General features: G+C 67.0%; 17 protein-coding genes and 1 pseudogene. 6 read left to right on the top strand and 12 right to left on the bottom strand.

The window, feature by feature from the left end; all coding sequences use genetic code 11:
* Nucleotides 1–242: 242 nt before the first annotated feature.
* Nucleotides 243–1,370 (bottom strand): nitronate monooxygenase, encoded by a 1,128-nt coding sequence (locus tag ACIRA5_RS35120; RefSeq protein ID WP_403697897.1) that lies wholly within the window; start codon nt 1,368–1,370, stop codon nt 243–245.
* A 269-nt stretch (nt 1,371–1,639) separates the two neighbouring features.
* Between ACIRA5_RS35120 and ACIRA5_RS35115 the strand changes: the two genes are divergently transcribed.
* The 3 genes and pseudogenes from ACIRA5_RS35115 to ACIRA5_RS35105 all read left to right on the top strand — a co-directional run.
* Entirely contained in the window at nt 1,640–3,787 is a 2,148-nt protein-coding gene (locus tag ACIRA5_RS35115; RefSeq protein WP_403697895.1) for an acyl-CoA dehydrogenase family protein, read from the top strand.
* A gap of 55 nt (nt 3,788–3,842) precedes the next feature.
* Nucleotides 3,843–5,981, top strand: coding sequence for an acetate--CoA ligase family protein (locus tag ACIRA5_RS35110; protein ID WP_403697894.1), 2,139 nt, complete (start codon nt 3,843–3,845; stop codon nt 5,979–5,981).
* Nucleotides 5,982–6,394: 413 nt separating this feature from the next.
* Nucleotides 6,395–6,691: pseudogene (locus tag ACIRA5_RS35105) on the top strand (transposase); the annotation flags it as partial.
* A gap of 242 nt (nt 6,692–6,933) precedes the next feature.
* Here ACIRA5_RS35105 and ACIRA5_RS35100 read toward each other — a convergent pair.
* From ACIRA5_RS35100 to ACIRA5_RS35050, 11 genes are all read right to left on the bottom strand, one after another.
* Nucleotides 6,934–7,737: an SDR family oxidoreductase gene (locus tag ACIRA5_RS35100; RefSeq protein ID WP_403697892.1), complete on the bottom strand. Its 804-nt coding sequence runs from the start codon at nt 7,735–7,737 to the stop codon at nt 6,934–6,936.
* Nucleotides 7,738–7,824: 87 nt separating this feature from the next.
* Nucleotides 7,825–9,210, bottom strand: coding sequence for an APC family permease (locus ACIRA5_RS35095; RefSeq protein WP_403698147.1), 1,386 nt, complete (start codon nt 9,208–9,210; stop codon nt 7,825–7,827).
* A gap of 205 nt (nt 9,211–9,415) precedes the next feature.
* Entirely contained in the window at nt 9,416–10,000 is a 585-nt protein-coding gene (locus tag ACIRA5_RS35090; RefSeq protein WP_403697890.1) for a TetR/AcrR family transcriptional regulator, read from the bottom strand.
* A gap of 161 nt (nt 10,001–10,161) precedes the next feature.
* A complete protein-coding gene (locus ACIRA5_RS35085) occupies nt 10,162–12,228 on the bottom strand; it encodes an AMP-binding protein (protein WP_403697888.1) in 2,067 nt (688 codons plus the stop codon).
* Between the two features lie 7 nt (nt 12,229–12,235).
* Nucleotides 12,236–13,723, bottom strand: a complete 1,488-nt coding sequence (locus tag ACIRA5_RS35080; protein ID WP_403697887.1) for an amidase — start codon at nt 13,721–13,723, stop codon at nt 12,236–12,238.
* A 369-nt stretch (nt 13,724–14,092) separates the two neighbouring features.
* Nucleotides 14,093–15,631, bottom strand: a complete 1,539-nt coding sequence (locus tag ACIRA5_RS35075; protein WP_403697886.1) for an ABC transporter substrate-binding protein — start codon at nt 15,629–15,631, stop codon at nt 14,093–14,095.
* 145 nt (nt 15,632–15,776) lie between these two features.
* The gene (locus tag ACIRA5_RS35070) at nt 15,777–17,120 is read right to left on the bottom strand and encodes a flavin monoamine oxidase family protein (protein ID WP_403697885.1); all 1,344 of its coding nucleotides are present in this window, start codon (nt 17,118–17,120) and stop codon (nt 15,777–15,779) included.
* Between the two features lie 247 nt (nt 17,121–17,367).
* Nucleotides 17,368–18,210 carry an ABC transporter ATP-binding protein gene (locus ACIRA5_RS35065; RefSeq protein WP_403697884.1) on the bottom strand — a complete coding sequence of 281 codons (843 nt, stop codon included), beginning with the start codon at nt 18,208–18,210 and terminating at the stop codon, nt 17,368–17,370.
* Nucleotides 18,207–19,163 carry an ABC transporter ATP-binding protein gene (locus ACIRA5_RS35060; protein ID WP_403697882.1) on the bottom strand — a complete coding sequence of 319 codons (957 nt, stop codon included), beginning with the start codon at nt 19,161–19,163 and terminating at the stop codon, nt 18,207–18,209. The genes ACIRA5_RS35065 and ACIRA5_RS35060 overlap by 4 nt, the downstream gene beginning before the upstream one ends.
* Nucleotides 19,164–19,210: 47 nt before the next feature.
* Nucleotides 19,211–19,942 carry an ABC transporter permease gene (locus ACIRA5_RS35055; RefSeq protein WP_403697880.1) on the bottom strand — a complete coding sequence of 244 codons (732 nt, stop codon included), beginning with the start codon at nt 19,940–19,942 and terminating at the stop codon, nt 19,211–19,213.
* A gap of 140 nt (nt 19,943–20,082) precedes the next feature.
* Complete coding sequence (locus ACIRA5_RS35050; RefSeq protein ID WP_403697878.1) at nt 20,083–21,051, bottom strand: ABC transporter permease; 969 nt, start codon at nt 21,049–21,051, stop codon at nt 20,083–20,085.
* Between the two features lie 409 nt (nt 21,052–21,460).
* On the opposite strand from ACIRA5_RS35050, the gene ACIRA5_RS35045 reads away from it, so the two are divergent.
* The 3 genes from ACIRA5_RS35045 (at nt 21,461) to ACIRA5_RS35035 (ending at nt 24,352) form a co-directional block, all read left to right on the top strand.
* A complete protein-coding gene (locus ACIRA5_RS35045; protein ID WP_403697876.1) occupies nt 21,461–22,942 on the top strand; it encodes an amidase in 1,482 nt (493 codons plus the stop codon).
* 472 nt (nt 22,943–23,414) lie between these two features.
* Nucleotides 23,415–23,906, top strand: coding sequence for a pyridoxamine 5'-phosphate oxidase family protein (locus tag ACIRA5_RS35040; protein WP_403697875.1), 492 nt, complete (start codon nt 23,415–23,417; stop codon nt 23,904–23,906).
* Nucleotides 23,903–24,352, top strand: coding sequence for a pyridoxamine 5'-phosphate oxidase family protein (locus ACIRA5_RS35035; RefSeq protein ID WP_403697873.1), 450 nt, complete (start codon nt 23,903–23,905; stop codon nt 24,350–24,352). The genes ACIRA5_RS35040 and ACIRA5_RS35035 overlap by 4 nt, the downstream gene beginning before the upstream one ends.
* Nucleotides 24,353–24,357 lie beyond the last annotated feature (5 nt).

Here is a 24,357-nt window from a genome sequence, read left to right as displayed (position 1 = left end):
CTCGCACCTCGGGGGATATGACCTTTTCGGGCATGTCAGACGAAGTGCACCTAGGAATTGAGTGCACTGTATTAATCCACCGAAGGGTCGTCAATGCGTGGCGACGGGTGAGAAATTGACGATCAAGCGATGTCAGACGGGTGTCCCAGAGACGACGGCGTCACCCGGACAGAAAATGCGTGCACTGATCGTGGCGTCCACGCGCGCAACGATCACGACACTGAGGGACCGTCACCTCAGTCTCACTCCCCCATCGCGTCCGCGAGCCGCTCGGCCGCCTCCGCGAAGTCCTCGGCCATGCCATAGACCACGTCGCGGGTCGACCGGACCCGGTCGATGAGCCCGACCCCCTGGCCGACGAAGTAGGTCGCCAGCTCCCGCGCGCCCGGATTTCCCTTCTCGGCCTGCATGTCGACGTAGCGCAGCGCCCGCTCGGAGACCAGCGACTGGAGCGGCATCGGCAGTGGCTCCGGATTGCCGGGCCGCTCCCAGGCGTCGGTCCAGGCGGACTTGAGCTGCCGGCACGACTTGCCCGTGCGCCCCTTGGAGCGCACGGTGTCGCGGGACGAGGCCGCGAGCATCTTCTGCACCGTGTACGGCGCGGTGTCCGCCTCCTCAGTGGTCAGCCACACCGAACCGGTCCACACTCCGGCCGCACCCAGGGCGACCGCGGCCGCCATCTGGCGACCCGTCACGATGCCTCCCGCAGCGAGCACCGGCACCTCACGGATCGGGCGGATCGCCTCGACGACCTCGGGGACGAGGACCATGGTGGTGACCTCGCCGCAGTGTCCGCCGGCCTCCGTGCCCTGGGCGATCAGCACGTCCACACCGGCCCTGACCTGCTTGATCGCGTGCTCCTTGGCCCCGACCAGGGCGGCGACCGGGACGCCCGCCTCCTTGGCCCGGTCGATCATGTAACGGGGCGGCACGCCGAGCGCGTTGGCGATCAGCTTGATCGGGTGGCGCAGTGCCACGTCGAGCAGTTTCTCGCCGATCCCGTCGGCCGGCACATTGGCCATGGCCGGCCACCTGTCGCGGCCTCCGGTCTCCAGGCCGTGCTCCTTGAGCAGGCCGTCGACGAACGCGTGGTGTCCGGTGGGCACCCGGGCGGCCAGCTCCTCGGCCGTGAGGCGCTGCCCCTTGCCCTCAAACTTCTCGGGGATGACCAGGTCCGCCCCGTAGGGCTTGCCGTCCACCTGCTCGTCGATCCAGGCGAGTTCGTGCTCCAGGTCCTCCGGCGTGTGCGACGACGCACCGAGGACACCGAAACCACCGGCGTTGGTGACGGCCGCGACCACGTCACGGCAGTGACTGAAGGCAAGCAGGGGCAGGTCGATTCCGAGCATGTCGCAGATGGGGGTCTTCATGACGATCTCCTTCTCTGACGGCTGCGGACTGGATCCCGAGGGGGTGCAGCCACCCGGCACCGTAAATCTGACGGAATCCGTTCAGCAATAGATCCGAGCCGCTGCGCGCCCTATTGCTGAACGGGACCCGTCGGTTTTATGGTCGGCACGCGGACACCATCCGCCGCACCGTTCGACGACGCTTCCGTCGTCCCCATCTCCCCCATCTCCCGCGTCTCGACATGCCTTCCGGTCACCGCACCGGTTCGCCCGAGAGGAGACCCCTGCCCGTGGTCACCGCCGTCACCTCGATGTCCGCCCAAGACGTCGCCGCCTTCGCCGACAGCGTGCGCGGCACCCTCATCCGGCATTGGCCGGACCCCACCGCCGCCGCCGACGCCGACGCCGAACTGAGGCTGCTGTGGTCGGACGCCGTCGAGCACGGCTGGTTCGGGCTCGCGGCGGACGGCGCACTGGCCGCGGCGCTGGCCGCCGTGCGCGAACTCGGCCGTGTCAGCTGCCCTTTGCCGCTGCTCGACGGCTATGTGGCCGGACTTCTCTTCGCCCACGACAGCGACGTCACCGACCGGATCGCCGCCGGCGAGATCCGGGTCGTCGCGACGCTGCGGGATCAAGAGGCGGCTCCTGTACGGCACATGGACGCCGCGCCGGCCGCGACGCACCTGCTCGCGATCCCGCCGACCGGCGGCCAGGCGCTGCTGCTCCCGGTGCTGTCGACGTGCCCGACTCCGGGACTCGCGGTCCCCGCCTGGTCCGAGGTCACCACGGGCGCCGCGGAGGCCGCCACTCCCGTCGACCCGGAGAGCGCCGACGAGACCGTCGTCCTGCTGCGGCTCCAACTCGCCGTGCGCGCCCTGGCCGCCGCCGGTCGGGCGCACGAAATGGCCGTCGAACACGCCATGAACCGGCGGCAGTTCGGCAAGGTGATCGGCTCCTTCGGCGCCGTCCAGCAGCGCACGGCCGACTGCCAGATCGCAGTCGCGTCCGGCACGCTCCTCGTCGACGACGCGATACGGGCGTTCGAGCAGAACACCGCCGACCGGCTGCTCACGGCCGAGATCGCCACGGAGCACATCCGCACCGGCGCGCCGGGCATCCAGCTCGGCGCCCACCACACCCTGGCGGCGGTCGGCTACTTCGAGGAGCACGCCGCGCCCTGGCTGTTCCGCCGTGTCCACGGTGACCTCGCGCGCCTGCGGGATCTGCCGCGCGCGGCGGGCTCCGTCTGCGATGTCCTCGTCGAGGGGTCCGGGTCGCTGCCCGCGGCCGACCTGGGCGCGCAGGGTGAGGCCTTCCGCGACGAAGTCCGCGCCCTGTTCGAGCAGTTCGCGGATCGTGCCACCCTCCACGGGGCCAACCTCGACCCGGACGTGGTCGGCGCGCTCGCCGACCGGGGCTGGCTCGGCTTCGCCTGGCCCAAGGAGGCGGGCGGACGCGAGGCCACCCTGGCCGAACAGGTGGTCCTCCACGAGGAGGCGGCCTATCACCGCGCCCCCGTCGGCCGGGCCCTGGGCGCGGTGACACTGCTCGGCAACTCCATCCTCAAGCACGGCACCGAGGCCCAGAAAGACCGCTTCCTGCCTCTCATCCGCCGCGGCGAGATGGCCTTCTGCCTGGGCTACAGCGAACCCGAGGCGGGTTCCGACCTCGCCTCTCTGCGTACGCGTGCCGTACGCGACGGGGACGGCTGGGTGATCAACGGGCAGAAGCTGTGGACCACCGGCGGCCATCTCTCCAACTGGGTGTGGCTGGCGGTGCGTACGGACACCGATGCCACCCCGCGCCAGGCCGGCATCACCGTCTTCCTCGTCCCCATGGACACACCCGGAATCACGGTGCAGCAGCACACGTCCCTGTCCGGCGGCGTCTCCTGCACCGTGTTCTACGACGACGTACGGGTGCACGACGACCTGCGCGTCGGCGAGGTCGACGGCGGCTGGCGGGTCATCACCGATGCGCTCGCCGGCGAGCGCATCACCATGGGCAACATCGCCGCGGCCCTGCACCGCCAGCTCGACGACCTCCTGGCAGTGGTGCGTGCCGACCCCGACACCACCGTGGGGCCGCGCGGCTCCGCCCGGCGTGAACGCCTCGGCGCGCTCGCCGTAGGCGTCCAGGCCAACCGTGCCCTGGTCGCGTCGGCGATCCGCGCCACCGCCGCCGGGACGGGCGCCCGGCTCGAGGCGCCGATGGCCGGCGTCATGGGCGGCGAACTCGCCGAGCAGTTCGGCGAGAGCGTCCTGGAGATCCTCGGCTGCGACGCGGCGCTGTCGGCCGCCGCCGCCCCGGTGACCGACGTGCCCGGCGGCGGGGCCTTCGAGTACGGCCTGCGCCTGTCGGTCATGTACGTCGTCGGCGGCGGCACCAACGACATCCAGCGCGGTCTCATCGCCCGCGGTCTGGGCCTGCCGCGCTGAACTTCCGCGCGAAGCCCCGTACGAGCCGAAGCAAGAGCCCACGTAGGAGCTGTGAATGACCTCCTCTGTCACACCCGCCCGTCTGCGCACCCTGTTCCGGCCACGCGGCGTGGCGCTCGTCGGGGCCAGCGAGAAGTCGCACTTCTCCGCCTCCGTCCACCGCAACCTGCACGCCTTCGGCCACGGCGCCCACACCCACGTCGTCAACCGGCGCGGCGGCACCGTGCACGGCCAGAGCGCCGTCACCTCGTGCACGGCTATCGGCGAGGAGATCGACGTCGCCTTCGTGATGGTCCCGCAGGCGGGCATGCACGACGCCCTCTCGGACGCGGCGGCGGCCGGCATCCGGAACGCCGTGATCCTGTCGGCGGGGTACGCGGAGACCGGCGCCACCGGCCGCGCGGCGCAGGCCGAACTCGTGGCCCACGCAAGGGAGTTGGATCTGCTGCTCCTTGGCCCCAACCACCTGGGGTTCGCCAATTTCGTCGACGGGATCCCGGTCACCTCGATTCCCGGCCTGCCCCGCACGTCGGGCGAGATCGCCCTCCTGTCGCAGAGCGGCGCCAGCACGGGCGCGATGCTCGACTTCGCCGCTCTCAGCGACACCGGTCTGAGCCATCTGGTCACCCTCGGAAACGAGGCGATGATCACCGCGGGGCATGTCCTCGACTACCTCGTCGACGACGAGGCGACCCGCGCCGTCGCCGTCTACATGGAGTCCGTGCGCGAACCGGAGACGTTCCGGCGCGCCGCCGCGCGCGCGACTGCGGCGGGCAAGGCGGTGGTGGTCCTCAAGACCGGCACCAGCGAACTGGCGGGCCGCTCCGCCGCCGCGCACACCGGCGCCCTGGTCGGGGACGACCGGATCGTGGACGCCGTGTTCCGCCAGTGCGGGGTGATCCGCGTCGACACCATCGAGGAGATGCTCCTGACCTCCGGCCTCACCGCCCGCACCGGACCGCTCGACGCGGACGCCACGGGCATCGGCGTGGTCTCGATCTCGGGCGGCGCCTGCGGGATCATTGCCGACCGCGCCGCGGACGCCGGACTGTCGCTGCCCGCTCTGCACCCGGACACCGAACAGGCGTTGGCCGCCGTCATGCCGGCGTACGGCACCGTGCAGAACCCGCTCGACCTCACCGGCGCCGCCATCATCGACCCCTCGCTCTTCCCCAAGTCGATCACCACGGTGGCCGACGATCCGGCCGTCGGTGCCGTCGTCGTCATCAACGGTCTGCCGTCCTTCGGTGAAGGCCCCTGGACCGGGCAGCGCTTCCTGGACGCGGTCGGCGAGGGTGCGGCGCGGGCGTCCCGGCCCGTCATCCCGGTCAGCCAGATCCTCCAGCCCGTCACCGCCTACACGCGCGCCGCGCTGGACCACGCGGGGCTGCCGTACGCGCTGCCAGGACTCAAACACGCCGCGACCGCGCTCGCGGGCCTCGTCCGCTGGTCTCGCGCCCACCACGATCTCGCGGCCGCGAAGGGTGAACCGGCCCCGGCCGGGACCGCGTTCACGGTTCCGGCCCGCGCCGATCGGCACGGCGCTTGGTCCGAGTCGGCGGCTCGGGGTCTGCTGACGGCGGCAGGGGTCCCCTTGGTCCCCGCGACCCTGGCCACCTCGGCCACCGAGGCCGTCGCCGCCGCGGAGGGGTTCAACGGGCCCGTCGCGTTGAAAGTCGTCTCCCCGCAGATCGCGCACAAGAGCGACATCGGCGGGGTACGCCTGGACGTCCACGGCCTCGACGCGGTGCGCCATGCGCACGACGCGGTACGCGACGCGGCCCGCCGGGTGCCGGGTGCCACGGTCGAGGGAGTGCTCGTCTCGCCGATGCGGCGCGGCGGCACGGAGCTCCTCGCGGGCGTCGTCCGCGACGAGCACTGGGGTCCGGTTCTCGCGGTCGGACTCGGCGGCGTCCTCACCGAGGTCCTCAAGGACACCGCGCTCGCCCCGCTCCCCGTCACCCCGGCCCAGGTACGCGAACTGCTGCTCGGCCTGCGCGGCGCACCCCTGCTGCTGGGCGCACGCGGGTCGGTCCCGGCCGACCTCGACGCGGTCGCGAACGCCGTGGCGGCTCTCGGCAATCTCGCGCTCGCGCTCGCCGAGGACCTGGAGGCGCTGGAGATCAACCCGCTGCGGGTGGACGGCTCCACCGTGGAAGCCATGGACGCCCTGGTGACCTGGCGCCGCCACTGACGCGCCTGCGAGATCGACGCCCACCGTCCCGGACCCTCCACTCCCGCACCATCGTCGATCAGAAATTGATCACGGGGCACATCGTGGCGGATGGCGACAATGGCCTGCGTCTTCGAACGTTGGAGTACCTGTCAAGAGCTGTGGGCCGGCGGAGCTCACCTGGTTCGCGGCCCAGGTGCACGAGACCTTGGATGGCGTCCAGGCGGGTGCTGCGCGCCAGGTGGTGACCTGGTTCTCCATGTCCTGTCTGCGGGGTCTGCCCAACGCTGCTGCCTGGCTCCGCGGGTGATCCATCACCGTAACTACAGTTGAGCGGGACATTGGCCACCCTCCTGTACCAATCATCTGTGGCATCACAGGTCAGCGACCCAGCGCACCTTCGGTGCGCGCCGGGGGCACGGGAACCGTGGAGTGGGGAGTCCTTCACGACCGAGACCACGACGTGGGGATCAACGACGAACGCGGTCCTCGCCCTGCGCGACCATCTGCTCACCGCACGGGTGACGCTGGTGGTGATCGAGGCGACCTCGGACTACTGGAAGCCGTTCTACTACGTGCCGGCCGAAGGCCTGAACGTGATCCTCGTCAACGCGCGGCAGGTCAAGAACCTGTCCGGCCGCAAGACGGACGTCTCGGACGCGGCCTGGCTCGCCCAGCTGGGCGCCCATGGCCTGATCAGGCCCTCCTTCGTGCCGCCCGAGCCGGTCCGTGTCGGCGCCCTCGCGGTGGCGCTGGAGAACGTCGATCGGGGAGGATGGCGCGCGAACGCGACCCCTTGTTCTTGATCAACAGCATAGAGAACCTTGATCATCAGGGGTCGCGTTCACCGTGTCCAGTTCAGACAAGCAGGCCAACAAGGCGCATTCATACGTGAGTTACACATCTCGCGGCGTGAGAATGCACGCGCCCTGGGTCGCCGGCAGGAGCAACCAAGTCCTCATCACCAGGAGGCTCAGCGAGTTGTGGCAATGCCGCCGTCGACAGGAACGACCGCACCAGTGACGTAGGAACCAGCGCGGGAGGCCAAGAAGACAGTGACGCCAGCGATGTCATCAGAACGCCCGATCCGGCCCAGTGGCGAGGACGCAGCAATCTGGTCGCCGTGCGCTTCGAGCGTCGCGGCCATCATCTTCGACTCGAACGGCCCCGGGGCCACCGCGTTCACCGTGATGCGTCGACGGCCGAGTTCGGCGGCGAGGACCCTCGTCAGATGGTGCAGTGCGGCTTTGCTTGCCGAATAGGAATAGCTCGATTGCTCCGGGACCCGGATTCCGTCGATGGAGCCGACATTGATCACACGGGCGGGGTGGTCATCTGTGGCGGCCCGCTCCAGTTGAGGAAGCAGCGCGCGGGTCAGGAAGAAGGGCGACTTGAGGTTCAGGTCGAGGACCTTGTCCCAGCCCGAGGCGGGGAACTCTTCCAGCGGTGCGCCCCAGGCAGCGCCGGCATTGTTCACCAGAATGTCGACCTGCTCCCATTGTGCGCCCACAGCCGCGGCCAGCCGAAGGCACTCGTCCTCGCGCGCGAGGTCCGCGGGGATCGCGTACACCTCGCCGAAGTCTCGCAGTTCTACGCACGCCTTCTCGCACGCATCGGCCTTACGTGACGAGAGAACGACAGTGGCACCTGCCTGAAGCAGGCCCCGCGCGGCCATGAAGCCGATACCGCGGCTCCCTCCGGTGACGACGGCTGTCCGGCCAGTCAGATCGAACAGCGGATTGGTCGAGTAGTGCATGGGATGTTCCAAATCAGTCATATCGTGACCCCTCCATCCAAGGGCAGGACAACACCTGTCATGTACTCAGCTTCGTCTGAGGCGAGAAGCGTCCTCCTCACCGTCACCTCATGCCTCGACCATCGCTTCGGTTTCGACACGCTGCGTCTCGCTTCCACCGATTCGCTGGTGGGTATTCAGCCGCGTGCGCTTGAACAAGCCGGCAACGGCGAGCCCGACGAGGAACGCGGCGACGGGCACGGCGAGCAGGATGTCGTTCGTCGTGCTCCCGGCAGCCGTCGTCAGCGCGATGTTGTCGACGACGAGCGCGACGAGCGCGACAAGGAGGACGGTGGCGACGGCTGCTACCCATGCCGTGGTCCGCTCGGCGAGACGGCGCCGGAAGAACACAGCGATGGCCGCCGAGGCCAGACATTGGAGCGCAAGGATCCCGACCGTGCCCGGCGTACTGACCCAGATAGTCATCTGCAGATAGGGATCGGCCTGCGCCAGGGCGAAGCCGATGATCACCACTACCGCGAGCGCGCTCTGGACCGCCCCGGCCAGGGCCGGCGAACCGTACTTCGGGTGGGTCCGGGCGAGTACGCGAGGAAGGAGACGGTCGGAAGACAGCGCCTTGGCATAGCGGTTGATTGCATTATGGAAGGCGACTTGTGACGCGAAGATGCTGGTCAGCAGGAAGATGTAGGTAATGTCGAGGGCCGACTTGCCCAGGTACTCGTTCATCAGGGATGTGAGCATCGCGGTCGGGTCGCTCCCCGCAACGGCCACTGCCCGCGACTCCCCGGCGGCCTGCACCAAGACCCACAGCACAAGCGCGTAGAACACCGCGAGACATGCGACGGCCGCGTAAGTGGCACGAGGAATGGTCCGGTCGGGCCTGGCGGCCTCGGCCCGGTACAAGGCGGTGGACTCGAAGCCCATGAAGCACACGAAGGCGATGCCGAGCGCGGCGTAGGTGCCCGAGCCGTGCCAGGCCTGGGGGGTGAAGCTGGTGAAGGACAGGCCTTCATGGCCGCCCCGGCTGAGCACGGCGACCATCAGTACACCGAGCAGCAGCGTCTCGATCACGAGCAGGCAGCCCAACACGCGGGCGCTCAACTCGGCGCCCCGGCGCCCCAGGAACCAGACGGCGACAACGCCGGCGAGCGCGAAGGCCCACCACGGCACCTTGAGACCGGTGAACTGCTCACAGGCGGTGCTGAACTGGGCGCCAAGGAGTCCGTATCCGCCGAACTGCACAGCGTTGTAGGAAACAAGAGCGAGGATGCCGGCCGCGGCACCGCAGCGACGGCCGAGACCGAGGGTGATGTACGTGTAGAAGGCCCCCGTCCCTCGCGTTGCTCGGGTCATGCGGTTGAAGGCGTAGGCGAAGACCGTGAGGACGGCTCCGGCGACGAGGAACGTCGCCGGGGCCGCCAGGCCGCCGACAGCGAGAGCGAACGGAGCGGTACCCGCCATGATCGACAGAGGGGCGGCTGCTGCAATGACCATGAACATGATGGCGACTGCGCCCAGGCGCGGCGCGGCGGGTGTATCAGGCACGAGGGCCTCCAGGGGCGTGGCCGGGACGCATCACCAGCGTTATGAAAAGCCCGTAATACATCGGGTGTTGCGTAACCTAGATGCGTATCCCTGAAGGCGCAAGAAGTTGAACGGGATGCAATCGCGGATTGACCACCGCTTCATCAGCGGTAGTTCAGATCGCGGAGCTGCGCACCACTGTGAGCGCCCGGGTGATCACGCTGTGCTGCCGCGATGCCGTCCAGGTGTCCGGATGTTCGATGGCGCTGAGGCACACACCGTTGGTGAGGGCCCGCAGGAAGTCCGTGATGCCGTCGAGCTCGGAGTCCGGCACCAGAGGGATGAGGTGGGAGCGGAGCAACTGGCGTACCTCCCGCTCCCACTCGTCGAAGAAGTGCGCGATGTCGGCGTCACTGTCGCGCGCCGGCATGAGGTTCAGGCGCGCGTGCTCCTCGCGCAGGCTCTCCGCATCATCGGGGACGAGCCAGCAGAGCAGAGCCCGCAGGCGCGCAAGCGGGTCCTCGACGTCGTGTTCAAGGACTGAGAGCTGGTCCCGGCCCTTGGCGATCGAATAGCTGGTGAGGCCGACCAGCATGTCCCGGCGCGACCGGTAGTAATGGGTCACGAGCGTGGCGGACCCACCAAGACGCTGGGCGACGGTACGGAAGGAGAGTCCCTGCAGCCCCGACTCGGCGAGCACGACGATGGCGGCTTCCAGGATCTCCTGGCGGCGGACATCGGAGTCGACGAAGCGTGGCATCAGTCTTCGCCGCCCTCTCCCTGTTGCTGTCCTTGCCGTCCGCAACTGTGCGGTCCACTGCCCTGGCCGCGCCGATCTTACCCGGCCCGCCCACCGGCGTCACCGCCCCAAGCTTCCCCGCCGACTCGCTGCCCCTCCATGCCCGCTCACCAGCCTCGGCGTCAGTCCACCGCCTGCCAGAAGACCCAGCTGTCGGCCACGTACGCAGGGCGCTCCGCACCCTCCAACTCGACCGTGACCGAGGTGCGCACGAGCAACCCTCCTTCTCTGGGCCTGACGTCCGCTACCGTCCCTCGGGCCCGGAACCGGTCGCCGACGTGGACGGGGGTGATGAACCGGGCTCGGTCGATGCCGTACATCCAGGGCATGAGCCTCGCTCCGGTGACCACGAGCAGCGGGTTCGTGAGGTGATCCAGCAGGCTCAGGAGATGCAGGCCCGGGATGAGGCCATCGCCCTGGCTCGCATGTTCGTAATCGTGGGGATTGCGGGCCACTAGGGTCGTCTCCTCGAAGGCGTCGGCCTGGTCCGCGCTGATCGACAGCCAGTCGCTCAGGAATATCTGTCCGACCGCCGCGGGCAGTTGGTCATAGGGAAGGACCAGCCCCATTCCCGGGACGGTCGCATCCCAACTCCCGTTTGTCCGGTGCTTGCCATCCACCTTCAGCTGGTTCTTCGGTATGCGCTGACTGGCCGTACGCGGGAACGGCTCGGTACGCAGGTGGATGTAGCGGGGAACCTTGAACCGGGCCAGCCGCTCCTCGCAGAACGCGACCAGCTCCGCCGCCTCGACCTCCGCGTCCTCATGCACCTGCACGTACGCAAGAACTTCTTCCCCGCGCAAGGTGTCCTCGACAGGCACGACAGCCGTGTCGACGACCGCGGGATGCAGCCGCAGGACCGCCTCGACCTCGGCGGGGGCGATGTTCTGTCCTCCGCGGCGAATCAACTCCTTGAGCCGGCCGACGAAGTAGTACATACCGTCCTCGTCGCGGCGCACCAGGTCGCCGGAGCGCAGCCAACCGTCGTCCAGGACCTCCCGCGTGGCGTCCGGATTGGCGAGGTAGCCGGTGAAGACGATGGCACCGCGCATCTGCAGCTCGCCCTGGCCCGCCCCTTCGACGACAACCCCGTGGACGTGGACCAGGCGGGCCTCGATGTCGGGGTACGGCACTCCGATGGCTCCGGTGCCGACATACCGCTCCGCCACATGGTCGGGCATCGACAGTGCCGGTCCCGACTCGGAGGATCCGTAGATCTCGCGCCAGGGAAATCCGAAGCGTTCGTTGAGCTCGCGATGCCGGTCGGCCGGAACACCCACCGCCTGCGCGCAGGTGATCCGGTGGTCGCGCTCGGCGGCGCTCGGGGGCGCGGTCAGCAGCAGGTCGGGGATGGCGCCGATGGTGTAGATCTGCGTGATGGCGAACTCCTTGGCCACAGCCCAGAACCGGGAGACGCTGAACTTGCGCATCACCACGACGGGGACGCCCGAGTGCCAGGACGCGAGGGTCAGGTAGAAGCCGTCCCCGTAGTGGAACTGCACCGACACCAGGATGCGATCGTCCGGCCCGAGCGGGCGCGTGCGGAGAATCAGGTCGACGTAGCGCAGCGGTTCGGAGTGGTCGCCGCCGAGTGCCTTCGGCATCCCTGTCGTCCCCGAGGTGTAGCCGATGTCGATCACGTCGTCGATCTCGCACGCCGCGTCGGCGAGGGGCAGCGGGGTGGCATCGCGGCAGTGGTGCTCAAGGCCGTCCGGCTCGCCGTCGAGCACCTCCAGTACGTCCTCCAGGGGCCCCCTGCCGACCAGGTCTCCCAGCACGCGGGCGGCCCGGCCTTCCGCCACCGCCCATCGGCAGCCCGCGTCGTCGACCATGAGGGCGGCGTCCACAGGCCCGATGTCGGGGCCCATCGTGACGACGGTGGCGCGGGCCAGGACGATGCCGAAGTAGGCGATGAGGTATTCGGCACGGTTCCCCACGGCCAGCGCCACGCGCTCCCCCACGGACACACGAGGAGCGAGGAATCCGGCGAACTTCTCGATACGCTCGCGCAGTTGGGCGAAGGTGAACGTGGCGCCGTCGTCGAAGATCAGTGCCGGTGCGTCACCGCCCGCGTCGAAACAGCGGGCGGTGAAGGTGGACAGGGTGGTGCGGGGAACGGCCGTCCAGGCCTCGGGCATGTCCGCGGGCCAGGTGACCTGGCCCGCGGCGATCGTTGCTTCGGTCGGCATGACTCTCCTAGAACTGGGGCCGGTGGTGCGCCCACGGCGCGATGGTCTCGAAGGCGGCGGCAGCCTGCAGTACGGCAGCGTCCGCGCCGCGGGCCGCCGCGATCTGCAGCCCGACGGGCAGGCCGTCCCGTGTGAACCCGGCCGGCACGCTGATGGCAGGGCAGCCCGCGTGCGCGATGGCTTCCGTCAGCCGCTGGTTCTCGATGGCGGGCCAGCGGGTCGGTACACCGTTGATCTCCGTCGGGCCGCCAAGCGGGCCGGGATGGGGGAACGCGGGCATCGGAGTCGTCGGCCACACCAGAAGGTCGTACTCGGAGAACAGGCCGGCGAACTCCCGGTAGATCTTGGTCCGGGTCACCATCTGCGTGTACGCGAACTCCCGCGCGCTCATGTCCAAGACGCGCGTGTAGAACTCCCGCATGGGCCCTGGGAAGTCGGTGAAGGCAAAGCCTTCCTCGATCAGGGCGTCGACCTCCTGGGCCAGGAGGGGACCCCACCACTTCTCGAAGTAGTCGATGGGGTCGGGCAGGTCCAGTGCGACCTGTTCGACGTGCGCTCCGCCATCGGAGGCCAGACGCTTGACCGCTGCGGCCACCACGCGGGCGGTCTCGGTGTCGACCGGACCCGAGCCGAGGTCCGGGCTGAAGGCCACCCTCTTGCCTCGCAGTGAGGCCGTCCGCAGAGACGCCAGGTAGTCGTCTCCGTGCTCCAGCAGACAGACGGCGTCATCGGCGTGCGGTCCGGCCACCACATCGAGCATGAGGGCGGCATCCGCGACCGTCCGCGTGAGCGGGCCGGTGACGTTCACCGTGTCGTACGCGCCCGTGGCCGCCGAGGCGAAGGGGATCCGGCCGCTGGTGGCCTTGAGCCCGACCGTCCCGCACATCGAGGCCGGTACACGGATGGACCCGCCCCCGTCGCTGCCGGTGGCCAGAGGCGCCAGACCGCTGGCCACCGCCGCGGCCGCACCGCCGCTGCTGCCGCCGGTGGTACGGGAGAGGTCCCACGGGTTGTTGGTGATCCCCGTCAGTCCACTCTCGGTGATACCGGCCATGCCGAATTCCGGAGTGGTCGTCTTGCCGACGAGAATCGCTCCGGCACCCGCCAGCCGTTCCCAGATCGGCGCGCTGCGGTCGGGGACGTGCTCCGCATAGTGGCGAGCCCCGAAGGTGGTCCGGACGCCGGCCGTCTCCTCCAGGTCCTTCACCGTGGCCGGGATGCCGTGCAGGAGCGGGAGTTGGTCGGCAGGCGTCGAGAGGACGAGCTTTTCGGCCTGCCGGGCTGCCGCGAGGGCCTGCTCCGGTACGACGGTGACGAAGCAGTTGAGGTCCGGCTGCAGGCGTTCGATGCGGGACAGTACTGCGGTGACAAGTTCGACCGGTGAGATGGCGCGTCGGCGGATTGCGGCCGCCAGCTCTGTGGCCGGGGTGAAGCAGAGGTCGTCCTCGGACGTGACGTCCGAGGCGACACTCCGCTGCGCCGGGTTCGTGCTCATGCAGGGCTCCTCTGCAGGCCTCGATGCCGGTCCCTGAACCCGGGCATCAGCGACGGGAGGGCCGACCTGCGTTATGAGTGGCACGTTATACAAAAGCTGTTTCATTTGGAAGACGTCGGCCCCGGTTTCGTGGACCGCCGCCGCATGGGACGCCCGGGGAGGCTCCTGGGCGGTGCGTGACATCGCGGTCCCACGCGTGCGAGCTCGACGATGCCGTTCGGCAGAACGGCATCGTCGGCATGCTCACAGCGGAGGACTTGGGCAGCGGTGAAAGACTCGCATGCTCCGCAGTCCATGAACCGGGACGCCTTACGGCCGGTGACCACGGCGCACAGACTCGACTACCGGCCCCTTCGGGGTGCGGTCACCTCATTCAGCTGAGCCGATGAGCGCGAGCGACGGTTCGTACACGTAGGAATACGAGACGGTGGCGCCGGTGAGCCTCTTGTCGAGATACAAGATCGTCGACGTGGTGAGCAGATCAGTCGTCACCCGCGCCGGCTCGTACAGATCCTGCGCTTCGATCAACAGCCTCGCGCGCCGCTTTGGATCAAGAGAATCCTGAGCCTGAGCCATGAGCTTGTCGACTCGAGGATTCTTGTAGTGGGTGTAGTTGTAGTAGGAGCCGCTCCCGACGTAGTAGGGGACGTTCTCCTGGGTGTCCCCGACAATGCCCGCCGCGGCGCCGATCAGAAGGTCGATGCCTTTGCGTGCTCCAGGACTGTCGCGCAGCTCAGCGATCTGCACCTGCGTCATCGGGCGAATCTCCACATTGAGGCCGATGCCCTCGGCATCCTGCTGGATCAACTGAGCCATCAGCGACATCGTCTCATTTCCCTGCTCGATGACCAGCACGATGGGCTTGGCGCCCCCGCCCGCCTGCTTGACCAAAGCTTTTGCTGTGTCAACGTCAAGCTTGTTCTCTCTGACCCACTTGGGGTACGCGGCCTCCCACAATTCCTTCGCTTCAGGGTCCCAGGTATTCTTCGCCGCGAGGGTGTAGTTGGCCTCGGCGCTCCCGTGATAAATGGATCGCGCGATCCCTTCTCGCTCTATGACCCCGAAGAGCGCCTTGCGTAGGGCGAGGTTGGCCAGCGGCCCATCAGGCCGCATGACGTTGAGCTCGACGAATCCGAAGGACCGGCCGTAGTGGAGAGACCCGCTGGAGATCTGGGAGAGTCGCGGGAGAATCGCTGGCGGGACCTCGTAGGCACCGTCGATCTCACGGGCAGCAATTGTCTGTGCGAGTGCTACGGAGTCGGACAGGAACTTGAACGAGACCGTTTTCGCATGGGCCCTGTAGGTCGGGTTCCAATAGACTTCATTGCGTGTGAGCTCGATTCCACTTCCCGCCTTCCACTTGGCGAGTTTGAAAGGCCCTGAACACATGACCCCGCCGCTGGCGCTGCCGAATTTGCTACCGGCCCTCTTCGCGTAGTCGGCCTCGTAAACTGCACCCGCGATCCCGGCCATTTGCTTGCTGACGAGCTTGTCGGCTCGGGACAGCCTGACCGTCACCTCGTATTTCCCGGTCGCCTTGACGGACTTGATCGAGGAGATCAACTCCCCAAGTGTCGACTTGGGGGAACGCGCGCGGTTGATGCTGTACGCAACGTCCGCTGACGTCATCTCGGTTCCATCCCAGAACTTCACGCCGTGCTTCAGCCGGTACACGATCGTCTTCGGGTCAGGCTGCTTGAAGCTGGCCAGGTTCGGCGAGATGGAGAAGTCCGGGTTCATCCGAAGCAACGTGTCGCAGAGGTTCGACATCACCTGGATCTCGCCGTAGTCCTGTGCCGACGCCGGATCCAAGGTGTTCGGTTCCCCCTGCGGCAAACCCCAGTCAATGTGGGCGACGTCGCCCTTGGCCGATGGAAGCCGATCTTCCATCTGCGATTCAGACGACACGACTCCGCCTGAGGGAGAACGGCTACAGCCTGACAGCACAACCGTCGCGCTGATCAGGGCTACTCCGGTGATGCGGCGGAGCGAAGTCCACCGTCGAGAAGATGAAGTCGAGAACCGATGCACCATCAGAAACCAGTTTCCCTTGTCAGGCGGCGCGTTGGCGTTGGACCAAGCTGGTGATGTAGCGGGCCGCTTGGTGACCGGTGTGGATGGCGCTTTCGAACGAGTTGCGCCAGATGCTGTCGTCGATGTCCGCGCCGGCGAACACGACGGGTCCCTCGGGCTGGTTCATGATGTGCGGGAAGCCCAGCGCGTGACCAGGAGAATCGACGTGATAGGTGCCTTCGTAGAAGGGGTCCTGGTTCCAGTCGTGTCCGTCACAGGCCACCACGCGGGCCTCGGGTAGGTAAGTGCGCAACGCGGCTTCGACGCTTTTCTCGTCGCATGGATCCAGCGACTGCACGCCATCCGCACCGAAGCCGACCAGCAGCCACCTGCCGTCCTCAAGTTCCTTGAGCGGCAGCACCATTTGCAGTCCAGCCAGTCCGAAGCAGATGGGTGCTTGGGAAACCCCTTCGACGATCATGAAAGTCTTGTAGGCGCGCCCAGGGTGTCCCGCACTCGTCGCCGCGACCTTGTCCTCGTGCAGCGGCGGATTGAACTCGATCCTCCGGATCACGTTGCTGGGAACTGCAACAACACATCCCCTGGCGGTGAAGCGTTCACCGCTGGTCGTCGTGACGTCGACACCGCGTGCTCGCCTGGTGATGTGTGTCACCCTGCTGGAGAGCTGCACCTCGGCGCCGGAGCCTTCGACCATCGCGTGGACGAGTTCGCCGGTTCCCTTGGCGAACATCTGCGAGCAGCCCGACTTGACGGTCTGACCGGACAGGAGACCGTACGGGCCGTACCCGTAGGCGGCGATCTTGCTGATCGGCCAGAGGATGGATGACTCGTCCGGGTGCGTGCCGGCGAATGACGCCAGCAGCGCGTAGAGGAAGTCTCTGGTCGCGTCAGGCAGACCGAGGGGCGCGAAGAAGTCGTGCGCGGAGACATCCAGGTCGGCGAGTTGTTGCTGGTGGACGCGGTAACCCACCGAGAAGCGTTTGGCTGCCTCGTAGAGCCGGATCCAGGCGCCTTCGAGATCCCCGAACTCGCCGACCGGGACGGGCAGCGGCCGCAGCTCACCCCCGGTGAAGAAGACCGCACGGGCAGGATCTTCCTCTTCATCAGAAGTCAGAGCGATCCCGTAACGGTCCAACTCGGCGGCGACGTTGTGGTGAAGGTCGGGATTGACCCAGCCCCCACCGCACTCGATGACGATGTCGTCACGGCCCTCGAACCGCCGCGAGTAGGCGCGACCGCCAAGGCGGTCGCCGGCCTCCAGCAACAGGACGGAAAGCCCTCGGTCGCGCAGGTCACGCGTGGCTGTGGCTCCAGCAAATCCAGCACCCACGACGATCACGTCGTAGTCGGGTTCGTGCGTCATGTGATGGCCCTTCTTCGAAATTCCAAGAGGACGGCTATGGCTGCTTGACGGTGACTCGCTCGTATATGGATCAGCTCAACTGGCCAATCTGACCGGGATGTTCGGTGTCTGCTGAACCCGAAGCGCACCTTGCCGCATGAGTAGCCCGGGCCTTGAGCGGCGAACCGTCGTTGTGCCGCTCGGCGGTGAACTTTCGGATCGCGGTTCGGCAGCGTGTGGTTCCGCGGATCCGACTCAGACGGGGTGATCACTCTGCCGCTACTGCGGCAGAGCCTTTGAGTCCATTTCTTCGTTTCGGCTTCCACCCTTGGCGAGGGATCGCGTCGAGTAGCCGCCGCGTGTAATCGGCTGTCGGATTGTCGAGAATGTCGCTGGTGGTGCCTTGCTCGACGATCTGACCGCGGTGCATGACGATGCAGTCGTCGGTGACCTGCCGCACGACGGCCAGGTCGTGAGAGATGAACAGGAACGCGATGTCCATCGACTCCCGCAGGTCGGCGAGCAGATTCAGGACCTGCGCCTGGACGCTCACGTCCAATGCCGACACAGCTTCGTCGAGGATGAGCAGCTGCGGCTCCAAGGCAAGCGCGCGGGCGATCGCCACGCGCTGGCGTTGACCACCTGACAGGCCGCGCGGCCTGGAAGCGGCATGCCGCGCGTCAAGGCCGACTTGTTCCAGTAGCTCCTCGATCCGGCGCCTTCGGCGCTCCGGCGCCCAGTCGAAGTGCTCTCGCAGCAACTCATCGAGCAGCTGGGCGATTGTCTGCCGGGGATCGAGCGACTGATAAGGGTCCTGGAACACCATCTGGATCTTCCGTGCCCGCCGAAGTCGCTCGTTCTTGCCGCGTGCTGTCCTGGCCAGGGGCTCTCCCGAGAAGTGCACCGTCCCGGAAGTCGCTTCTTCCAGCCCGGCGACCAGCCGTGCGACGGTGGTCTTGCCTGAGCCGGACTCGCCGACCACCGCCAGCGAGCCGCGAGGCGGAACATCGAAACTCACCGAGTCGACCGCTACGAGTTCCTCGCGTTCGCCCTCGGCACCACGAACATTGAAGACCTTGCGCAGACCCGTCACTCGCAGCAGTGCGGTCATGCCTTCGCCTCCACCGGGTAGTCGATGGCTCCTTGCAGTTCCTCCGCGCGGTGGCAGGCGACGTCATGACCGGCGAGCTGGCGCAACACGGGGCGTTCCCTGTGGCACTGCTGCTCGGCGAAGGGACATCGGCTCGCGAACACGCATCCGGGACCCGCCTCAAAGGCAGAGACAGGGCGGCCGGGGATCGTCGCCAGGCGCCGTACCCGGGTACCGCTCGGACGTGAGGCGAGCAGACCGACGGTGTACGGGTGCAGCGCCCTCGTACGCAGCGAAGCGGATGGCGCGGACTCGACGATCACGCCGGCGTACATCACCGCAAGTCGGTCGGCGACCGCTGCCGCGAGGTCCAGGTCGTGGGTGATGATGATCATTGCCAGGTCGCGCTCGACGCGCTGCTCGTCAAGGATCGCCATCACCTCCTCTTGTGTGGTGACGTCGAGTGCCGTCGTGGGCTCGTCGGCGAGGAGGAGCCGCGGGCCGCAGATCAACCCGGTCGCGATCATGACGCGCTGCAACAAGCCACCGGAGAGCTGATGGGGATATTGATGCATCCGGCGAGGCGCGTCGTGGATCCCGACCTCACGCAGGATCTCGATCGCGCGGTCACGCGCCTCGCGTGACGAGGCCCCACCGGTTGCGCAGAGCGCCTCGACAAGGAAGTCGCCCACAGTTCGTACCGGATTGATGTGCGCTCGCGGATCCTGATAGATCATCGACACATCCCTGGAACGGTGCCGCCGCAGAGCACGCGCGTCCATGGCGGATACCGAGACGCCGTCGAAACGGATGTCGCCCGTGACCCGCGCGCCGCGCATCAGCAAGCGCATGATGGCGCGCGCCGTCATGGATTTGCCGGATCCGGACTCACCGACGACTCCGAGCACCTCTCCGGAGTCGACGGCGAGGCTGACGTCGTGGATGACACGACGCAGCTGGCCGTCCTTCTTCAAGTCGACCTGAAGTCTCTCGACTTCGAGCAGGCTGTGTCCGAGTGGACTCATCGGTCGACCTCCGATCGTTGGGCGAGTCGCTCTCCGAGCACGTTGAAGGCGACGACGGTGACGATGATCATGAACCCGGCCGAGATCGACTCCATCGGATAGCCGTTGAGAAGTGCTGAGCGTCCGTCGGAGACCATCAGTCCCCACTCCGCATCCGGCGCCTGCACGCCAAGCCCGAGGAACGAGATCCCGGCAAGGTCGACAAGGGCTGAGCCGAAGCCGATGGTCGCCTGAGCTCGCACCATCGGCAGCACGTTCGGCAGGATGTGGCGAGTGCAGATACGCCAGCCCGATAGGCCGGCAAGGTGGAGGGCGTCGATGTAGGGGAGCGATCGCTCCCTCACCGCCACGGTTCGGACGACACGGGCGAGGTAGGGCGTGTAGGCGATCGCCAGTGCGACGACCGGCGCCCACAGGCCGTGCCCGAAGATGGCAACGGCGAGTATGGCGACCAGCAGCGCGGGGAACGCGAACAGTACGTCGACTCCTCGCGCGATCACGCGGTCGAGGCGTCCGCCCCACCATGCCGACGCTATGGCGAGACTCGTGCCGAACAGCGTGGCCGCACAGACCACGATCGCCGGACCGAGCAGACTCAGACGGGCGCCGTACAACAGGCGGGAGTAAATGTCACGGCCCAACGGGTCGGTGCCGAGCAGGTGGTCCCCCGAGGCCGTCAGGTTCGCACCGAGGATGTCCGTGGCGCTCGGCGAATGAGGTGCGAACACCGGGCCCACCATCGCGAGGAGGACAAGGAGGACGCACACGCCCCCCGCACCCAGCAGCAGCTTGTCGGCCCTGCGTATCCGACCACGCCGTGGCGTCTCAACTGCTGCATCAAGTGCGGTGGTTGTTGCCTGGAGACTGGTCATCGGACAGCCTTCCGCAGGCGCGTCCGCGGATCGAGTACTCGTTGCAGCAGGTCGACGAGCGATGTCGCGATGACGAAGACGACGACGAGTATGAGGGTGATGGCCTGCACGACGTTGTAGTCCTTTGCCTCCACGCCCTTGACCAGCAGGGAGCCGATGCCGTCGAGCCCGAAGGCGCTCTCCACGACCACCGTGCCGGCGATCAGTCCCGCGATGGAGATACCCGAGATCGTGAGGATGGGGAGCGCGGCGTTGCGTAGCACGTGCCGACGGAAGACATGCCCTGGAGGGAGGCCGCGTCCACGAGCCGTCTCGACGTGTTCTCGCGAGGCCTCCTCGCGGATAGCTGTTCGAGTGATCTGTGCCGCGTAGGCACAGAGTGCCAGCGACAGCGCAATCGCGGGCAGCGTGAGGTGCCAGATGCGGTCAGCGAAGCCGTCACCGGCTCCGACCACCGGGAACCAACCAAGCTCGAGGGAAAGGTAGTTGATGAGCAGCTGGGCCACGACGAACGCAGGTACTGCGACCGCGAGGCCACTCAGTGACGCCACGACCGGCCCCATGGCGCGGGAGATTCCACCGAGGATGCCGGAGCCGATCCCAAAGGCGAGGATCAGGATCGCGGCGTAGACGACAAGGAAGAGCGTCGTGCCTACGCGCGCAGAGATCAGTGAGGAGACATTGTCATGAGAGAGGATCGACACGCCGAAGTCGCCGCGCATTGCGCCGCTCAGCCAATCCCAGTAGCGCACTAGGAGCGGTTCGTCGAGCCCTAGTTCATGACGAACGACCGCAATCTGCTTCGGTGTTGCGTGGCTGCCCGCCAGGGACGCGGCGGGGTCCCCAGGGGCAGACGCGAGGGCCACCTGGACCAAGAACGTGGCGACCACGATCGTAACCACTGGCCCGAACAGCGCACGAAGCGAACCGTCCAGGCGCCGGACGTACTGCCACCTGGCGCTCACTGGGGCGAGCCCACCAGCGGTGGCCGACAGGCAAAGGGATTTTGTGCTCGCATAGCCATTACGCACCCTCCGGGCATCAATGCACCTGCACAGCAACGTTATTGCGAAGCCCGTCATACAACAGGGTTTCTACAACGTGGACGGGACGCTATACGACGGGCGTCCCGCGTGGCAATGGGTGTGCGCACCTCCTGTCGCGTGCAGGCAGGGCGCAGGGTTTCGGCCTTGTCAACTGCCCCGCGGCACTCGATGCGGTGACGACTGCCAGGCGCGGGACTACAGGACGAGCACACACACCGGCGATCAGGCCACCTTGGCCGCAGCAAGCGGGGCCGGCCGGGTTCTCCCCCTCGGAAGGAGGGCGCCACGATCGCTTGCCAGCGATGTGGAACAGCGTTTATATAAAGGCATGTTCACGCAAGGAGCACTGGAGCGTTCTGAACGTATAACCGACATGTCCGGGGTCGAGCTGGCTCGTGCCGTCCGTCAGCGAGTGCTGTCGCCGGTGGAGATCGTCAACTCCCTGCTCGAACGGATCGACCAGGTCAACCCGCAGATCAACGCGTTCATCACCGTGGCTCACGACTTCGCCAGGGATGCCGCCAAGCGTGCGGAGCGGGAGGTGATGACACTCGATGCCGACAGCCTTGGTCCACTGCACGGTGTCCCCGTAACGGTGAAGGACCTGACGCCGACCGCCGGTGTGCGGACCACCCTGGGTGTCGTGCCATTGAGAGATCACATCCCACACGAGGATGGAGTGACATGGGCGCGACTCAAGGCGGCAGGCGCCATACTTCTGGGGAAGACCTCAACCCCGCCTCTGGGAAGTCTGTGCATTACCGAGAACGACCTGATCGGACGTACCAATAACCCCTTCGACCTGGGGCGTACGGTCGGGGGCTCCAGCGGCGGAGCCGCCGCCGCCCTGGCGGTCGGGCTGGGCCCCATGGCGATCGGCAGTGACGGTGGCGGCTCGATCCGGGTGCCCGCGTCCTACTGCGGCGTGGTCGGATTGAAGCCGTCACTCGGTCGGATTCCGCTGTACTCCGAGGGCGAGATCTACGAGACGGTCGATGTCGTCGGACCGATGGCCAGGTGCGTCGAAGACGTCGCGCAGATGCTCGCGATCATGTCAGGACCCCACCCCCGGGACCCCTTCAGCCTCCCCGCCGACAACACCGACTACATGGCAGTCATCGAGAATCTCGACGTTCGGGACGTCCGGATTGCGCTGTCGATGGACCTGGGGCGCGGACCAGTCGAGCGCGACGTAGCGGCCGCAGTCACAACAACTGCGAACATCATCGAGCAGGTCTTGGGCTGCTCCGTCAGCCCGGTGGACATCGCGCTGCCGGACTTTGCCGACTACTACCGGGACTACTGGGAACCGTACTTCGCCCTCTACATGAAGTACGAGGAGCGATACGACCTCGGCAGATACAAGCCGTTGGTCGAGGGGATCGCGCGCGGGTCGAAGGTCTCAGCCGTGGACCATATCCGCACCGCGCAGGTCCGACGCGCGGAGATCCATGAAGCCCTTGCCGATGTGCTTGAAGAGCACGACGTCCTGATCACCCCGACTACACCGCAGACTGCGTTCCCCCACCCCGATCCAGACCTCCTCGGTCCAGCAGTTGTCGCAGGTGTCGAGGTCTCGATGCCCGCCATAGACTTCGCCCGACTGACCGACCCCATCAGCAATGCCGGCTACCCGGCGATCACCATTCCCTGCGGTCTTACCGCCGAGGGGCTGCCGGTTGGTCTCCAGATCGTGGGAAGACATCATGCGGACGCGGAAGTGCTCCGCGTGGCCGCTTCCATCGAGAAGGCCCTTGAGCCCCACCTGATGAAGCCTGTCCGCATCCCAGTGGCGGCCCCCAACATCTGACTTTTCAGCGGGTGTTGACCTAGGCGCGCGATCTGGCCGAGGTACAAGACGGCCTCGGGCTCCCCTGCCCTTCACATACCAGCCGCCTGCTCACGGACCCCATTCACGTGACTCACCACAAAGGCAATCCAGATTGTCGGAATCGAGGTCAGCGCCGGTATCCCTCCCAGGTGGCTTTAACGCTCCTGGGCGGCCCCACCTCTCCGGCTTCGCTTGGACCGGCCCCAACCGGACACGATCCGTTCCGGCCTCCGCTGACCCCACCTCGCATCTGCCGCAGAACCGTGGCAAGCGGCCAGCGCGAGCCGGAGTCGAACGTGCGAGTGAGTGCAGGTCGAGCCGATTCAGGCGGGGCCAACTGCACTGTGAAAGCCACCCAGGGGCACATTCATACACCGCTGCTCAATCAACCAATACAGCACGTAACCGCTGCTGCCTTTAGATATCCACACAACACACGTAAGGGGTTCAGATGAGCGAGACATCGCAAACGGATGCCGGTGGAGTCACGATCAGCCCCGACCTACGCGCCTTCATCACTGGCGTGCGCCGGGTGGTGAAGGTCGGAGTAGCCCGTGACAATGGGGACCCGTGGCTGCAGCCGGCCTGGTTCGATGTAGACGGTGATGATCTCATCGCGCTGATCAGCGCCGAGTCCATGCTTGGTCGCACGATCGAGCGCGAACGCGCCGTCTGTGTATGCGTCGACGACATCGAGATCCCCTACGCGTTCGCCGTACTTGAGGGTTACGCGTCCGCGGTCGAAGACGCGAGCGAAGCCGAGCACTGGTTGGAGAAGTTGCTCGGGAAGTACCGCGGCGACTTGCCCCCCGCCGCAGGCCGCGCGCGAACGCTCCTCGACGACGGCCTGAAGCTGATCCAAATCCAGTTGAACAACGTCTACTTCGAACCGGTGGTGTCTCCACCACCGGCGTCTGCGTCCAACGAGGGAGCGCACGCATGAGTCTTTTGACGCCAGAACTTCGTGAGTTCCTGACGAGCACCGCTCGAATCGCCAAGGTATCGGTCAGGCGCAAGAACGGCCTTCCTTGGGTCCAGCCGGTCTGGTTCGACGTAGATGAAGACCAGCTGATCTTCGTGGTCGCAGTTCCCTCACTGCTTGGCTATGCGTTGAAACGAGGGGAGGGAATGGCAGTTTGTGTCGACGACATCGAAGCGCCCTTCGGATTCGCAACCCTGGAGGGAAAGGTCGAGACTTTTCCGGACTCTCCTGACGCTGTTGTCTGGCAAGAACGGATGATCCGCCGCTACCGCGATGACGTGCCCGACCCAGCCGCTCACGCCCGGATGCTCGCCGATATGTATGGCGGCATGTTGACGCGGTTCACGCCGACTGCCGTCCACTTCGAGTCGGCCGGTGGGCTCTTCATGCAGGCTGAGCGGAGTTGAGTGGT

It is taken from the genome of Streptomyces sp. NPDC096311 (genome assembly GCF_044763085.1).
Lineage (GTDB): Bacteria > Actinomycetota > Actinomycetes > Streptomycetales > Streptomycetaceae > Streptomyces.
This window is presented reverse-complemented; position numbering and strand designations above follow the sequence as displayed.